The organism is Roseateles sp., assembly GCF_039595295.1.
Taxonomy (GTDB): Bacteria; Pseudomonadota; Gammaproteobacteria; order Burkholderiales; family Burkholderiaceae_C; genus Roseateles.
In genome coordinates this window covers 1-14896 of sequence record NZ_JBCNLU010000018.1, presented here as the reverse complement: position 1 = coordinate 14896, position 14896 = coordinate 1, and the positions used below count along the sequence as shown (strand labels likewise).

Sequence of the window (14896 nt, the reverse complement as noted above, 5' to 3'; positions counted from 1 at the left end):
CCTCATGAAGATCCTCTACCACCATCGCACCGCGTCCAAGGACGGCCAGGCGGTCCACATCGAAGAGATGATCGGCTCGCTGCGCGCGCTCGGCCATGAGGTGCGGGTCGTCGCGCCGGGCGGCGAGTCCGCGCCGGAAGAGAAAGCCAAGATGGGCGACGACGCCGGCTGGGTGCATCGCCTGCGCGCCAAGCTGCCCAAGTTCGCCTACGAGCTGCTGGAACTGGCCTATTCACTGGTGGCCTATCGCCGCCTGGCCGCCGCCGCGCGCGAGTTCCAGCCCGATGTGATCTACGAGCGCTACAACCTCTACCTGCTCAGCGGGCTGATGCTCAAGCGCCGCACCGGTCTGCCGCTGCTGCTGGAGGTCAACGCGCCGCTGGTCGATGAGCGCGCCAAGTTCGGCGGTCTGGCGCTGCCGCGCGTCGCGCGCTGGGCCGAGGACACGGTCTGGCGCGGCGCCGACGCGGTGCTGCCGGTCACGCGGGTGCTGGGATCGATGGTCGCCGCGCGCGGCGTGCCGCTGGAGCGCATGGTCGTGATCCCCAACGGCATCAACGAGGAACACTTCGACGCCGCCCCGTCGCCCGAGGCCGCCAAGCGCGCGCTGGGCTGGGACGGTGCGCTGGTGCTGGGCTTCACCGGCTTCGTGCGGGACTGGCATGGCATGGACAAGGTCATCCGCTGGATGGCCACCGAGGCGGCGCCTGCCAACGCGCGGCTGCTGGTGGTCGGCGACGGCCCCGAGCGCGCGAATCTTGAGCGCCTGGCCGCGGAACTCGCGCTCGGCGAGCGGGTGCGCTTCACCGGCGTGGTCTCGCGCGACGCGGTGCCGGCGCATGTCGCCGCCTTCGACATCGCGCTGCAGCCGGCGGTGGTGGCCTATGCCTCGCCGCTCAAGCTCTTCGAGTACCTGGCGCTGGGCAAGGCCATCGTCGCGCCGAGCACGCCCAACATCGAGGAAGTGCTGGACGACGACGTCAACGCGCTGCTCTTCGATCCGGCCGAGGCCGACGGGCTGGAGACGCGTCTGGCGCGACTGGCGTCGGACGCCGCGCTGCGCGAGCGGCTGGGGCAGGGCGCCCGCGCGACCATCGGCCGTCTGCACCTGACCTGGCACGGCAACGCGGAGCGGGTCGTGACGCTGGGCCAGTCGCTGCGCGCCGGTCGCGGCGTGGCGGGCGCGATCGCGGGCGCCGCGGAGTCGGCCGCCTCCACCGACGCGAGGGTCTGAGCGTGCTCAAGCTGCTGACCTTCTCGACGCTGTATCCGAACTCGCAGATGCCCAGCCACGGCATCTTCGTGGAGACCCGGCTGCGCCACCTGGTCGCCTCGGGCCAGGCGCAGTCGCGCGTCATCGCGCCGGTGCCCTGGTTCCCGCTCAAGGGCGAGCGCTTCGGCGAGTACGCCAGGTTCGCCGCCACCCCGGCGCGCGAGTCGCGCAACGGGCTGGAGGTCGAGCATCCGCGCTTCGTGCGCCTGCCCAAGGTCGGCATGAGCAGCGCGCCCTACACGCTGGCCTGGAGCTTTCTGCGCGCCGCCAAGCGGCTGCAGGCGCAGGGCTATGACTTCGACCTGATCGACGCGCATTACTTCTACCCCGACGGCGTGGCCGCGGCCTTCGTCGCCAAGGCGCTGAACAAGCCGCTGGTGATCACCGCGCGCGGCACCGACATCAACTTGATCCCCGAGTACGCCTTCCCCCGCAAGCTGATCCTGCGCGCGGCCGATCAGGCCGACGCGATGATCACGGTCTGCGAGGCGCTCAAGGACGAGCTGGTCGGCCTGGGCGCCGACGCGGCCAAGGTCACCGCGCTGCGCAACGGCGTGGACCTGGCGCTGTTCCACCCGTCCGGCCGCGACGAGGCACGCGCCGCGCTGCAACTGGCGCCGGGCCGGTTCACGCTGGCCTCGGTCGGCCATCTGATCGAGCGCAAGGGCCATGAGCTGGTCATCGGCGCGCTGGCCGAGCTGCCCGATGTGGACCTGCTGATCGCCGGCGCCGGCCCGGAGGAGGGCGCGCTGCGCCGCTTGGCCGAGTCGCTGGGCGTGAGCGCGCGGGTGCGCTTCCTGGGCGCGGTGCCGCAAGCGCGGCTGCGCGAGGTCTATGCCGGCGTGGACGCGCTGGTGCTGGCCTCCAGCCGCGAAGGCTGGGCCAACGTGCTGCTGGAGGCCATGGCCTGCGGCACGCCGGTGGCGGCCTCGAATGTGTGGGGCACGCCCGAAGTCGTGGCGGCGCCCGAGGCCGGCGAGCTGATGCCCGAACGCACCGCGGCCGGCGTGGCCGAAGCGGTGCGCCGCCTGCGCGCCTCGCCGCGCGATCGCGCCTTGACGCGCCGCTATGCCGAGCGTTTCAGCTGGGACGCGACCACGCAAGGCCAGCTCGATCTGTTCCACCGCATCCTGGCCGCGCGTCGGTCGCCGGAGCTGCGTCATGCGTGACCTCATCATCCTGGGCCTGTTCACGGCCCTGATCTACAAGACCTTCAAGGATCCGGTGTGGGGCGTGCTGGGCTGGGTGTGGATGGGGGTGATGAACCCGCATCGGCTGGCCTACGGCTTCGCGCATGCGGCGCCCTGGTCCATGGTGATCGCGCTGGCGCTGTTCGCGAGCATGCTGCTGAACCACAAGAAGCTGGAGCGCTTCCCGACCAACGGCGTGACCCTCCTGCTGGCGCTGTGGATCGTGTGGATCGGGGTGTCGCCGCTGATCACGTCCTTTTATCCGGGCAAGGAATTCATGTACTGGTCGCGCGCCTTCAAGGTGCTGCTGATGGTGCTGGCGGCGCTGCTGGTGATCCAGAAGCGGCGCGACCTGGACTGGCTGGTGCTGGTGCTGGTGATCTCGATCGGCTATTACGGAATCAAGGGCGGCGTGTTCACCGTGCTCACCGGGGGCTCGGCCCGGGTGTGGGGGCCGGAGGGCTCCTTCATCGAGGACAACAACTCGCTGGCGCTGGCCACCATCATGACGGTGCCGCTGATCCGCTACCTGCAGCTGCAGGCGACGAAGCGATGGCAGCGGCATCTGGCCAGCGCGGCCATGCTGCTGTGCATGGCCTCGGCGGTGGGCTCGCAGTCGCGCGGGGCCTTCCTGGCGATCATCGCGATGTCCTTCTTCCTGTGGCTCAAGAGCCGCAACAAGCTGCCGCTGGCGCTGGTCGTGCTGGTGGCGCTGCCGCTGATCTTCGTGTTCATGCCGGACAGCTGGTCCGAGCGCATGAGCACCATCAAGACTTACGACCAGGACTCGTCGGCGATGGGCCGGATCAATGCGTGGCATACCGCATTCCGCATGGCGGTGGACCTGTTCCCGCTGGGCGGCGGCTTCACCGTGGCGGGGCCGGCGGCCTTCCAGCGCTACGCGCCGGATCCGTCCATCGTGCTGACCGCCCACAGCATCTACTTCCAGGCGCTGGGCGAGCACGGCTTCATGGGCCTGTTCATCTTCGTGGGCATCTTCGCGTTGACCTGGCGGCGGGCCTCGGCGGTGATCAACCGCAGCAAGTCGGTGCCGGAGCTCCAATGGGCGCGCGACCTGGTGGCCATGTGTCAGGTGGGGCTGATCGGCTACGCCACAGGGGGCGCTTTCCTGAGCCTGGTGTATTTCGACTTGCCCTACTACCTCGTGCTGATCGTGGTCGTGGTGGACCGCATCGTCGCGCGCGAGATGGCCGAGCGGGTCAAGGCCGCGAAGGCGGCGGGCACGATGCCGCGTGATGTGCACTCGCCCTACTGGGGAGGCACCTGATGCTGGCCTCGTTGAGCCTGCTGGGCTGGCCGGGCGGCGCGCCCGCGCTGAGCATCCTGATCTATCACCGCGTGCTGCCGCGGCCCGATCCGCTGCGGCCGGGCGAGATCGACGCCGCGCTCTTCGAATCCCAGGTGGCTTTCCTGTCCCGGCACTTCCAGCTGATGACGGTCAGCGACGCGGCGGCCGCGCTACGCGAGGGGCGACTGCCGCGGCGCGCTGCCTGCATCAGCTTCGATGACGGTTATGCCGACAACTGGACGGTGGCGCATCCCATCCTGGCGCGTCACGACGCGCGCGCCACGGTGTTCGTCGCGACCGGCTATCTCAACGGCGGTCGCATGTTCAGCGACACGGTGATCGAGTTCGTGCGGCTGGTGCCGGGACCGGTGCTGGACCTGGCGTCCGTCGGCATGGGCCGCCATGCGGTGTCGACGGTGGCCGAGCGGCTGCAGGCGATCAGCGCGCTGCAGGTGCAGCTCAAGTACCTGGCGCCCGACGAGCGCGACGCGCAGTTGCGGCGCATGCTCGCCGCGGTGCCCGTCGGCGCGCTTCCCGAGGATCTGATGCTGACCGATGCGCAGCTGCGGCAGCTGGCCGATGCCGGTCATGAGATCGGCGGCCACACGGTGGATCACACGGTGTTGACGACGCTGACGCCGGAAGGCGCGCGGGCGCAGGTGGCGAAGGGACGCGATCACCTGTCCGCGCTGCTGGCGCGGCCCATCCGCAGCTTCGCCTATCCGAACGGTCGCCCCGCGCGCGACTACGACGCGGGCCATGCGGCGATGCTCAAGGAGCTGGGCTTCGAGGCGGCGGTGAGCACCGCGGCCGGCGTCGCGCGCAGCGGCGCGGATCCGTTCCAGTTGCCGCGCTACACGCCGTGGGGCTCGTCCATCACCATGTTCGCGGCCCGCATGATGCGCAACGCCCGCATGGGACGGCCGGCGGCCGTCGTCTGAGGCCGCGCGCGAGCATGACGTCGAGCGTCGAGGCCGCGGTGCCAGGACTTGCTCATCCCGAGAATCCGTCCGAGCAGCCACCGGGGCCGCCCCCGGAGCAGGCGCTGGTGGTCTTCTCCTCGCGCGAGTCGGGTGAGCTCCTGCATGCCAACCTGATGGCGCTGAGCGAGGCGGTCGCCACGTCGGGCGCGCGCACCGAGGTCGTCGTGCTGGTCAACGGCAACGCCGCGCTGGTCGAGGATCTGCGGCGCCGGCTGAGCGAGGCGCCGCCGCAGTACGCGGTCTCGCTGTGGCGCATTCCCTTCGGTGACAAGGCCAACGCCTGGAACCAGTACGTGCACGCGATCTGGCGCGGCGAGCGCCTGGCCTTCTTCATCGACGGCTATGTCACGCTGCCGCGTGAGGCGATGCCGCGCTTGGCCGCCGCGGTGGCGGCGGGCGGCGATCATGTGTTGGGCGGCACGGGCATTCCCTCGGTCGGCCGTGAGGCGCGCGCGCTGCGAGAGCAGCTGCTGCGCGACGGCGGCTATCACGGCAACTTCTGCTGCCTGAAGGGCGAGACCATCGCCGAGATGCGGGATCGCGGGCTGCGCCTGCCGGTCGGGCTGTACCGGACGGACTCGCTCATGGGCGCCTTGCTGAGCTTCGGTCTTCATCCGGAGCAGGGCCGCTGGGACCCCAGCCACATCGCGGTCTGCGCCGACGCGACCTGGCAGCTGCCGCCCAAGCAGTGGTGGCGCTGGTCCGATCTGAAGGGCCAGTTCAAGCGCCTGCTGCGGCAGGGCAAGGGCCGGGTGGAGAACGCGGCGGTGAAGTTCTTCCTCGCCACGCGCCAACAGCGCTTCGAGAGCCTGCCCAACACGGCGCGGGCGCTGGTGGCCGACTGGCGCGCGCAAGCGCCGATCGAGTCCGAGGCGCTGTTGCGCGCCGGCGCGCTGAACCGGCGCGGCTTCCGTGAGCTTGTCGCGCAGGCGGATCCCGTGGCCGGCGACCTGCTGCCGCGCTTGATCTGGCGGGGCGAGGCGGCTACGCGCGCGTGAATCGCGCGGCGCTGCGCGGTCAAGCAGCCCGGGCCTGAGCGGCGCGGGGCGTACCACACCGATTTCAGGGAAGTTTGCGTCTGCGCAAAGATTGGCCCCGAGATCGAGCCGAAAGGGCCTCGACAAGGCTTCTCCAGCCCGTTTGCTGCTTTTTGAGGCAGACGGATGGGCTAAGAATTTGCGGTCTGGAGGATTCAATGCCGCACATTCATTCTCACGATTCACCTCGTCAGGTCGATCATTTCCATGCCCCGGCAACCGACCCGGAACTGATCTTTCACCGTACCGACCTGGCCAAGCAGGTCGCCAGGGACTTGAAGTCGCCTGCCGGCGCGGCGGGGCTTCTGCTCTCAGGCCCGCGCTGCATCGGCAAGAGCACGTTCGTGCGCTTCGATCTGCTGCCCGTACTGCAGGCCGATCCCGGTCTGCACCTCATCTTCATCGACTTTCGCGAGGTGCATCCGGGTGATGCGGGTCGCGCGATCAACGAGGCCTTGATCGACGCGCTGAAGGCCCACGACGGCGTCGTCATGCGCGTCGCAAGAAGCCTGGGGCTGACCCATGTGAAGGTGGGCGGACTCGAGATGAGCGTGGACCAAGCCAGTCCGACCCACGACAAGGCCACCGCTGCCTTGCTGAAAGCACTGTATGCCCGTGCCGGGAAGCGATTGGTGTTCGTGCTCGACGAGGTGGAACTGAGTCGGCAGACGGAGGCCGGTCGCAACACGCTACTCGCGCTGACGGGAGCCGCCCATGCGCTGAATCTGGCCCTGGGCCGGGGACCCGGCGTAAGGATCCTCGCCACGGGCTCTCGCGAGCACAAACTGCGGCGCATGGTCACCGAGAGACAAGAGCCCTTCTACGCGGCCAAGCTGATGTCTCTGCCGCCCTTGGGCGAGGACTTCGTCGAGTGGGTGAGGGCGCGGCTTCCGGTCCTCCATCGTCCGGACGTCCGTCTGATGCACCGAGGATTCGACCATCTGTTGCACCGACCTCGCGAGCTGATGTCGGTCTGCGATGCGCTGGTCGAGGCCGACCTGCGCCTGCCCAAGGCGATCGACGAGGTGTTCCTGCTGATGGTCGGGCGAGCGGCGGAAGCGGGCCGGGAGGCCTTCATGATGCGGCTGAGCCGGCTGTCCAAGCGGGGGCTCGCGATGATGTGCACGATGGCCGAGTTCGGCCCTCGCTTCGCGCCTCACCTCGATCCCTGCCAACGACGACTGGGCGAGCTGACCGACAGATCCTGCAAGGGGACGCAGGAGGCCTTGTTTTCGACCGCGGAGATCGAGTCCGCCCTGAATGAGCTGGCCGCGCAGAGACTGGTCTGGCAGGACTCCGGCTTCCTGTTCGAGGAGCCTCGCGCGAGCGAATGGCTGCTCGCCCTCAACCCCCTTGAACTCCTCAAAGCCCATGTCGAGCCGGCGGCTTCGCTCATGCCGCCGCCCGGACTGGACTTCCCGACGCTGCCGTCCTGACCGACCTCACACCCGATAGTTCGGCCGCTTTGCCCGCAGCCACTGCTCCAGCATCATGAGGATCCAGACCATCTCCCCGTAGTACCCGGGGTGCTCCCGCAGCCGCTGCGTGAGCAGGCTGTCGATGAAGGCGGGGCGCACGATGCCGCGGGTGGCCAGGCTGCCCAGCGAGTCCGCCGCCAGCGCGTTGAGCTGTGCGTCGCGCGTGGCCCAGACGCCGAACGGCAATCCAAAGCCCTGCTTCTTCTTCACGATGATCTCGGCCGGCAGGAAGCCCTTGAGCGCCTCCTTGAAGAACCAGCGCAGCTTCAGTCCGCGCAGCTTGTAGTCCGCCGGCAGCCGCTCGGAGAAGGCCAGCAGCTCGTCATCCAGCATCGGGAAGCCGACCGAGGTGCCCGCCAGGCCAGTCGTGCCCACGACCTTGGGCAGATCGGTGTCCGCCAGCGTGTAGCGCCAGTCGAAGGCCAGCATCTTGTCGACCAGCTGCCCGGTCTTGATCGCGTTCCAGACCTGGCGCTGCTGCTTCTGCGGCCCCAGCGGATCGACGCGGCGCAGGAAGTCGCTCTCCAGCACGTCCGTCATGCCCAGCCGCGTCAGCAGGTTGTAGCTCTGCAGCCGGTCGGGCATGGGCACGCGCGCCTGGTCGATGTAGCTCGCCCCCTTCTTCAGCAGCGGCAGCTTGCCCAGCGGCGAGTTGAAGGCCGGTTGCAGCAGCAGCTCCCGCGCCGGACCCGGAATGCGGCCGTACCAGGAGAACACCGTCTGCTTCGCATAGCGGGTGTTGCCGCCGAAGAGCTCGTCGCCTCCGTCGCCCGCCAACAGATGGCGCACGCCGTCGTCATGGGCCTTGCGCGCGCAGTAATAGGCCGGCAGCGCCGAGCTGTTGCCGAAGGGCTGGTCGTAATGCGAGGCCACCTTGGCGATGCCCGCCACCAGGTCCTTGGGCGTCACGTAGTACTCGTGATGCCGCGCGCCGAAGTGCTTCGCGGCGATGCGCGCGAACGCCATCTCGTCGTAGCCCTCGGCCTCGAAACCGATGGAGTAGGTGTCCGCCGGCCGGCCCGCGACGCGGCTCAGCATGCCCGCCACCGTCGAGCTGTCCGTGCCGCCGCTCAGGAAACAGGCCGCGTCGCCGCCGCGCAGCTGCCGCTGCACCGAGCGCTCCAGGATCTGCTTGAACTCGTCCTTGAGGTCCTCGAACTTGGGCGCCGGATCGGCCTTGAAGCTGGGCGTCCAGTAGGGCGTGACGCGCAGCTCGCCGCGCTCGAAGATCGCCACGTGTCCCGGGGGAAGCCGGAAGATGTTGCGGAACACCGTCCGCGGCGACGGGATCACGTGGAAGTAGAGGTAGTCGAAGAGGGCTTGCGGATCCAGATCCGCATCGTCGCCCGCCAGGTCGTCGGCGCGCGTGGCGAAGCGCAGCTCATGACCGACGATGCGATAGCACAGCGGCTCGATGCCGAAGCGGTCGGTCGCCAACACCGTGCGGCCCGAGGGCTGGCGCCAGGCCACCGAGAAGCGGCCCGTCACCTGGGCCAGCGCCGGTGCCGGATCGCCGGTGGCCAGCAGCTGCTGCCAGGCGGCGTCGCGCTGCGCCTCGCTCGAGTCGGCGGGAAGTCCGGGCAGGCCGGGCTGGCCGGTGGTCAGGAAGGTGGCGGTGCTTGTCATTGTTTTGGGGACTGGGTCGAGAAGGACGCCTCCCTGGCGTCCGGATTGGCGGCGCCTGGCGCGGGCGCAGTGTGCGGCGACGGCGTGACGACGGCATCGGGATCGCCCCCGACGCGGCCCGAGGCGCTCAGCCCGATCCAATGCGGCCCCCGCGTCAGGCAGACGGCGCGGTGGCGACGAATGCGCGGGATCTCCGGCAGCACGTGCGCCAGCGCGCCGAGCTCGGCGAGCGTCTCGCGCCAGTTCAGATAGACGAAGAGCTGCTGCGCGGCGGTGAAAAGGTGCCCGCCCAGCGCGTACCAGACGTGGCGCAGAGCCCGGGCCTCCGGGCGCTTCAGGTCGAACACGATCTGCGAGCGCAGCCGCGAGCCGCGCCGGCGCAGGTGCTTGAGCAGCGGCTGGGCCTGCTTCACATGGAAGCCGCGCAGATGGCGGAAGGTCGCGCCCGGCACCAGCGCGATGCCGAAGCCGTGGTGCTTGGCGCGGGCGCAGACGTCGTCGTCCTCGCAGTACAGGAAGAACAGCGGATCGAAGCCGCCGACCTGCTCCAGGAAGGTCCGCGTCAACAGCCAGGCCGCGGCGGGGAGGGCCTCGGCGCGGTAATGCGGCGCGATCGTGTGACCCCGCAGCGCGTCGGTGAGGTAGGGGATGGCGTGCGTGGCGACGTAGTAGCGCAGGAAGGTCGGATCCAGCGCCTGGCCGCCGGCGTCCAGCTGCAGCGGGCACAGGATGCCCAGCGAGGGATCACGCGCGGCCTCGCGCTCCAGATGCTCGACGGCGTCGGGTGCGAGCACCGTGTCCTGGTTGAGCAGGAAGACGTGGTCCGCGCCGTCCGCCAGCGCCCGCGCGATGCCGGCGTTGTTGGCGCGGCCGAAGCCCAGGTTCTTGGGCTCCTGGATCAGCGTGACCTCCGGGAAGCCGCGCACGATCGCGCAGGTGTCGTCCGAGGACGCGTTGTCGACCACGATCATGCGCAGCGGCACGGTGCTCGCGCGCAGCGCGCGCAGGCAGTCTCCGATCCAGGCGGCGCCGTTGAAGCTCACGACCACGCAGGCCACCCGAGGCGCCGCGACGGCCTCGGCGGCGTCGATGGCGGAAGGGGGAGCGTGATCGTGAAGCTGGCTCATGACGTGACTCGGTTGCGCAGATGGAGCAGGACGCGGGAGACCTCGCCCGCAAGCGGATGACGCAGCGCCTGGGCGCTCACGACCAGGCCGATGACGCCGACGCCGCCCGTCAGCAGCAGGCCCACCAGCAGCGGCAGCTCGTAGCGATGGCAGAGCCCCGCGACCAGCGCCTGCGGCGCGATCGATCCGGCGGACACCATCGCGCTGCGCAGGCTGGGCCCGAGCAGCGTGCGCAGTGTCGCGCCGAACAGCGCGCGCAGCGTCTGCATGTACAGCGCCAGCGCGATCAGGTTGCTGACGATCCAGGCCGCGGCCACCGCCATCAGGCTGATGTGGGAGGCGATCAGCAGCACCACCAGGTGGACCGGGCTGTAGATCAGGTTGATGCGCAGCCGCTTGGCCACGTTGCCGGTGGCGTTGAGCAGGTTGGGGCCGAAGCTGTGCAGATAGGTCGGCATCAGGCCCAGCGCCAGCACGGTGCAGATCGGGCCGGCCGCGGCCCATTGCGGGCCGAGCAGCAGCAGCATGATGTCGCTGGCCATCAGCGCCACGAAGCCGAAGAAGGGCCAGGCGATGGCGGTCATCAGCGCGGTGCTCTGCGCATACAGCGCCGACAGGTCCGCGCCCTGGCGATGCTGGTCGGCGAAGACCGGCGTGGCCACGCGCAGCACCGCCGAGGTCACGTTGGACCAGAACATCTCCAGCAGCCCCAGCGCGCGGCTGAACAGGCCCACCGCGGTCAGGCCGAAGCTGCGCGCGATCAGGAACTCATGGGCGTTGCGGGTGAAGACCTCCAGCAGCCGACTCAGCACGAAGTACGAGCCGTAGCCGAAGACGTAGCGCAGCCCGGTGAAGCCCGGCAGCAGCAGCGTGCCCGTCGGACGCATGAACAGCAGCAGCAACGCCTGGAAGCTGGTGTTGGCCACGCTGGCCCAGGCCAGGCTGCGGAAGCCGAATCCGTTGAGCGCCAGCAGCACGCCGGTGCCCGCATGCACCATGGACGAGGAGAACTGGATGATGAAGATGCGCCGGAACTCCATGTTCCGGTTCAGCAGCGCGAAGGCCGGCGAGGCGAATGGGAGGATGGCGAAGTTCAGCGCCAGGATGCCGATGACGTCGACGACCGCGGGCTCCTTCAGATAGATCGCCAGCGGATGCCGCGCCAGGATGGCGACCAGGCCCACGCCCCAGCCGATCGCGATGGCGCCGGCGTAGGCGGCGCGCATCTTCTCGACGGTAAGGTCCTTCTCCTGGATCAGGTACTCGCTGATGCCGAAGTCCCGCATCACCGTGGCGATGGTGACGAAGGCGGCGCAGACGGAGAACACGCCGATCTCCTGCGGCGTGAGCAGGCGCGCCAGCGCCATGGTCGAGGCCAGGTTGACGATCAGGCTGGCATAGCGCTCGGCGAAGGACCAGCCCAGGGCCCCGCGGACCTTGGTGTTCATGCGGGCAACCTCATGCGGTCGCGCTCCTGGAGCGGCGCAGCAGCTTCTCGCCCAGCACGCGGAAGGGCACGGCCACCGCGAAGAACAGGAAGGTCGGATCGAAGCGCAGGATGTCCCGCACCAGCTTGAAGTTGATCTTCTTGCCGTGGCGCACGCGGTGCAGCAGGTCGCGCACCACGTCCTGCTGCAGGTTGCGGATGGTGCGCTGGTTGTTGCTGCGCTGGGTCTCGGTCATCGTGTAGAAGCGCGGCAGCGAGGTCCACACGAAGAGCTCGTTGCGCAGCCGGTGCAGCGAGCGCTCGGTGCCCCAGCCGGCCCCCTGATAGATGTTGATGCCCTCGCCGTTGTTGCAGTCCACGGCGGTGGAGAAGCAGAAGCGCGCGCCGCCGTTGCCCAGATCCATCCAGAAGAAGAAGTCCTGGCCGTTGAAGAACTCCTCGCGGAAGCGCAGCTTCGGGAAGCGGTCGAAGCGGTAGACCACGGTGGAGGTCTGGATCACGCCACCGCCGTCGCTGGTGATGTGCTCCAGCGGCGAGACGCCCAGGTCGAAACCGGGCGGCTGCGCGCAGACCGACTCGTGCGGCTTGTCCAGCGTGCCGATGCGCTCGAAGTTGGTCTGGTCCGGATAGTTGAAGGACCACCAGTCGGCGAAATAGCCGTCGAAGCGATCGCCCATCACCGCCAGCGCGTTGGCCAGGTGCTCGGGCCGCCAGTCGTCGTCGGAGTCGAGGAAGGCGACGAACTTGGTGCCCGCGGGCACCAGGTCCAGCGCCTTGTTGCGGGCCGAGCCGGCGCCCCCATTGGCCTTGCGTTGCACGGTCATTTGCGCGCGCGGGAACTCGGGATGCGCGTCGACTTCGGACTGGGCGCTGATGGGCGATTCGTCGTCGACGACGATCACGTGGATGCGGTCGGCGATGGTCTGCGCGAAGGCCGAGGCCAGCGCCTTGGCCAGCAGGCCGCTCTGGCGCTGGAAGTGCGGGATGACGACGGCGATCAGCGGCGCTGTCGCGGACATGGGGGTGGCGGTCATCGGGAAGCTCCTTGGACTTCGGCCCGCGCGCCGGAAGGCGCGGCACCAGGGGGAGTGACGCCTTCGGCCGCATCCGCGGCGACGGGCGTCGATCCCGCGGGGGCGGCGGGCGTGACGGAGGAATTCGGGGCGCTGGCGGCGGTCGCGCCAGCATCGGTGGCAGCCGCTTCGACGGCAGGGGCGGACGTCGCGGCTTCATCGGCCGGGCTGCCGCGCAGCAGACGCTTGAGCGTCGGCAGCCAGCCCCAGCGATACAGCGTGGCGTGATAGATCGGGCGGCGGGTCTCGGTCCAGCGGGTGTGCCACTCCATGACCTTGCCGTAGAACTCGATGTGATGCAGCGGACCGCCCGCGGCGGCGGCGTCGAACAGCTGCTGGAACTGCAACTGACGCATCAGCGTGGACGGCGATACCGCCTTGTGCGCTTCGTCGTAGGCGGTCTTGAGGATGACCAGGGTGGCGCCGGACTCGATGCACAGGTCCATGGACACGACCACCTCGTCGAAGCGGTAGGTGTAGATGCGGGCGCGGCCCAGGCGGGCGAAGTGCTCCAGCATTTCCCGATAGAAGTCGTACTGCGGATGGCCGGGCGCGATGGCCGTGCCCTCCTGGCCCTTCCAGCCGCTGGCTTCCAGGCGACCGTAGTCGGCCAACGCGGGCGCGACGTCCTCGGGCCGGGTCAGGCAGTCGATGCGGGTGACGGTGCCGGCGGTGTCCAGCTTCTTCTGCTGCTTGCGCAGGTTCTGGCGCAGGTTCTTGCCGCGCGCTTCCCAGTAGCTCTCGAAGTCGCCGCGCAGGTCGACCCAGGCGGTGTCGATGTAGTCCTGGCCGTGCAGCCGCGCGCTGTCCTCGGCGCGCGGATGGAAGCGGCTGTCCAGCTGCGTCAGGCCCAGACCCAGCGCGGGGAAGGGCAGGGCGCGCAGCAGCGAGGCGGCCAGCGGCTCCAGCGCCACGTCGCTCGCGCTCAGCCAGGCGCCCAGCGGCAGCTGCGAGGGCTGGAAGGTCGTCCACTGGCCGTTGCCGCCCTTGACGACGATGGCCGCCGCGTCGGGCGCGCGCGGGTCGCCGTGCAGGGCCAGGCGCTCGGCGCCCGTGCCGAAGGCGCGCAGCAGCGGCCGGATGAAGCCGCTCTCGAGGAAGGGCAGGCCCGCGACGCGCGCCTGCAGCGCATCCCACGCGGCGGCGTGAGGCGCGAAGGCGTCGGCATCGGGCAGAGGGTGGAGCGTCCAGGTCATGGGCGGGCTTCGGCGGTGGGCAGGGGGGACGCGCAGACCTCGTCCAGCACGCGCGCCAGCTCGCCGGCGCGGGACTCGCGAGAGGCGGCGTTGACGGCGGCCGGCGCGGGCAGCGGTGCGCGGGCGTTCAAGAGGGCGTCCAGGAAGCGGCGCAGCATGACGCCGACCATGGGGCCGTCCTCCAGCGCGGCCTGATGCGGCAGGCCGGCGCGGCGCATCAGCTGCGCGGTGTCGCCCGCCGGATCGGCCAGGGTCAGCACCGGGCGGCGGGCGCGCAGGTATTCATAGGCCTTGGCGGGAATCTGGTCGTTGCAGTCGCCGGACTGCAGCAGCAGCAGGCCGTCGGCTTCCAGCATCTCGGCCAGCGCCTGGGCGTAGGGCAGCGGCGGGGCGATCTCGACGAGGTCCTCGACACCACGCTCGATCGCGAGCGCGCGGACGAACTCGTCATGCGCCGTCGCGCGCAGCCGCAAGCGCAGTCGCGCGGCATCGATGCGGCCTTCGGCTTTCGCGGCGGCCAGCGCCTCGAACAGCCGCACCGGGCTGCGCCAGTCCGGGTAGACGACGCCGCTGTGCAGCAGCACCAGGGGGCGGGTCTTGCCTGGGGCGTCATTGGCGGGGCGCAGCGCGCGCTCGGCCTGTTGGAAGGCGGATTCGGAGTAGCCGTTCTCGATCACGCGGATGCGATCGGCGGCGGCGGGGAAGCGCTCGGCATAGAGCCGCGCCGCGCCCGGCGTGGTGAAGGTGAAACGCGCGGCCTGCGCGAAGACCTTGCGCTCGACGGCGGCGAAGCTGCGCCACAGCACCGGATCGGACGGATAGCCGTCGTGGGCCATGGGATCGCGGAAGTCGGCGACCCAGGGCAGGCCGCTCAGGCGCGACAGCCAGTAGCCGATCAGGTGCGCGGTGGGGATGGGATAGGTGCTCCAGATCGCGTCGGGGCGGGTCTCGCGGATCAGCTTCAGGCCGGCGGGCACGGCCCCCAGCAGCCAGCTGTGCCAGCGGTCCGGCCGCGCCAGGAAGCCGGGGTAGCGGCGCGCGACGGCCAGGTGGCGCGCCGCGTCCAGCGCGAAGGCGCGCCGCACCGGCACATCGGCGGGGACCTCGGCCATCAGGTCCTCGCTCAGTTGCTCATGCACGCGTGAGTGCGCGGTCAG

12 protein-coding genes are annotated in these 14896 nt (G+C 69.9%); 6 read left to right on the top strand and 6 right to left on the bottom strand.

Annotation, left to right across the window (positions count from 1 at the left end; all coding sequences use genetic code 11):
* Nucleotides 1-4 precede the first annotated feature (4 nt).
* The 6 genes from ABDW59_RS14475 (at nt 5) to ABDW59_RS14450 (ending at nt 7228) form a co-directional block, all read left to right on the top strand.
* On the top strand, nt 5-1234 hold the full coding sequence (locus ABDW59_RS14475) for a glycosyltransferase family 4 protein (protein ID WP_343630539.1): 1230 nt from the start codon (nt 5-7) through the stop codon (nt 1232-1234).
* A gap of 47 nt (nt 1235-1281) precedes the next feature.
* Nucleotides 1282-2442, top strand: a complete 1161-nt coding sequence (locus ABDW59_RS14470; RefSeq protein ID WP_343630611.1) for a glycosyltransferase family 4 protein — start codon at nt 1282-1284, stop codon at nt 2440-2442.
* Nucleotides 2435-3751 (top strand): putative O-glycosylation ligase, exosortase A system-associated, encoded by a 1317-nt coding sequence (locus tag ABDW59_RS14465; RefSeq protein ID WP_343630538.1) that lies wholly within the window; start codon nt 2435-2437, stop codon nt 3749-3751. Before ABDW59_RS14470 ends, ABDW59_RS14465 begins: the two co-directional genes overlap by 8 nt.
* Nucleotides 3751-4713 (top strand): polysaccharide deacetylase family protein, encoded by a 963-nt coding sequence (locus ABDW59_RS14460; RefSeq protein WP_343630537.1) that lies wholly within the window; start codon nt 3751-3753, stop codon nt 4711-4713. The genes ABDW59_RS14465 and ABDW59_RS14460 overlap by 1 nt, the downstream gene beginning before the upstream one ends.
* 14 nt (nt 4714-4727) lie before the next feature.
* Nucleotides 4728-5753 (top strand): hypothetical protein, encoded by a 1026-nt coding sequence (locus tag ABDW59_RS14455; RefSeq protein ID WP_343630536.1) that lies wholly within the window; start codon nt 4728-4730, stop codon nt 5751-5753.
* Nucleotides 5754-5950: 197 nt separating this feature from the next.
* Nucleotides 5951-7228 carry a hypothetical protein gene (locus ABDW59_RS14450; RefSeq protein WP_343630535.1) on the top strand — a complete coding sequence of 426 codons (1278 nt, stop codon included), beginning with the start codon at nt 5951-5953 and terminating at the stop codon, nt 7226-7228.
* A gap of 6 nt (nt 7229-7234) precedes the next feature.
* On the opposite strand, the gene ABDW59_RS14445 is transcribed toward ABDW59_RS14450, so the two are convergent.
* The 6 genes from ABDW59_RS14445 to ABDW59_RS14420 form a co-directional block, all read right to left on the bottom strand.
* Complete coding sequence (locus ABDW59_RS14445; RefSeq protein WP_343630534.1) at nt 7235-8896, bottom strand: asparagine synthase-related protein; 1662 nt, start codon at nt 8894-8896, stop codon at nt 7235-7237.
* Nucleotides 8893-10023, bottom strand: a complete 1131-nt coding sequence (locus ABDW59_RS14440) for a glycosyltransferase family 2 protein (protein ID WP_343630533.1) — start codon at nt 10021-10023, stop codon at nt 8893-8895. The genes ABDW59_RS14445 and ABDW59_RS14440 overlap by 4 nt, the downstream gene beginning before the upstream one ends.
* A complete protein-coding gene (locus ABDW59_RS14435) occupies nt 10020-11471 on the bottom strand; it encodes a lipopolysaccharide biosynthesis protein (protein ID WP_343630532.1) in 1452 nt (483 codons plus the stop codon). The genes ABDW59_RS14440 and ABDW59_RS14435 overlap by 4 nt, the downstream gene beginning before the upstream one ends.
* Nucleotides 11472-11481: 10 nt before the next feature.
* A complete protein-coding gene (locus ABDW59_RS14430) occupies nt 11482-12504 on the bottom strand; it encodes a glycosyltransferase family 2 protein (protein ID WP_343630531.1) in 1023 nt (340 codons plus the stop codon).
* Complete coding sequence (locus tag ABDW59_RS14425) at nt 12501-13739, bottom strand: GNAT family N-acetyltransferase (RefSeq protein ID WP_343630530.1); 1239 nt, start codon at nt 13737-13739, stop codon at nt 12501-12503. The genes ABDW59_RS14430 and ABDW59_RS14425 overlap by 4 nt, the downstream gene beginning before the upstream one ends.
* On the bottom strand, nt 13736-14896 hold a 1161-nt coding region (locus ABDW59_RS14420; RefSeq protein ID WP_343630529.1), incomplete at its 5' end, for a glycosyltransferase. The genes ABDW59_RS14420 and ABDW59_RS14425, both read right to left, overlap by 4 nt.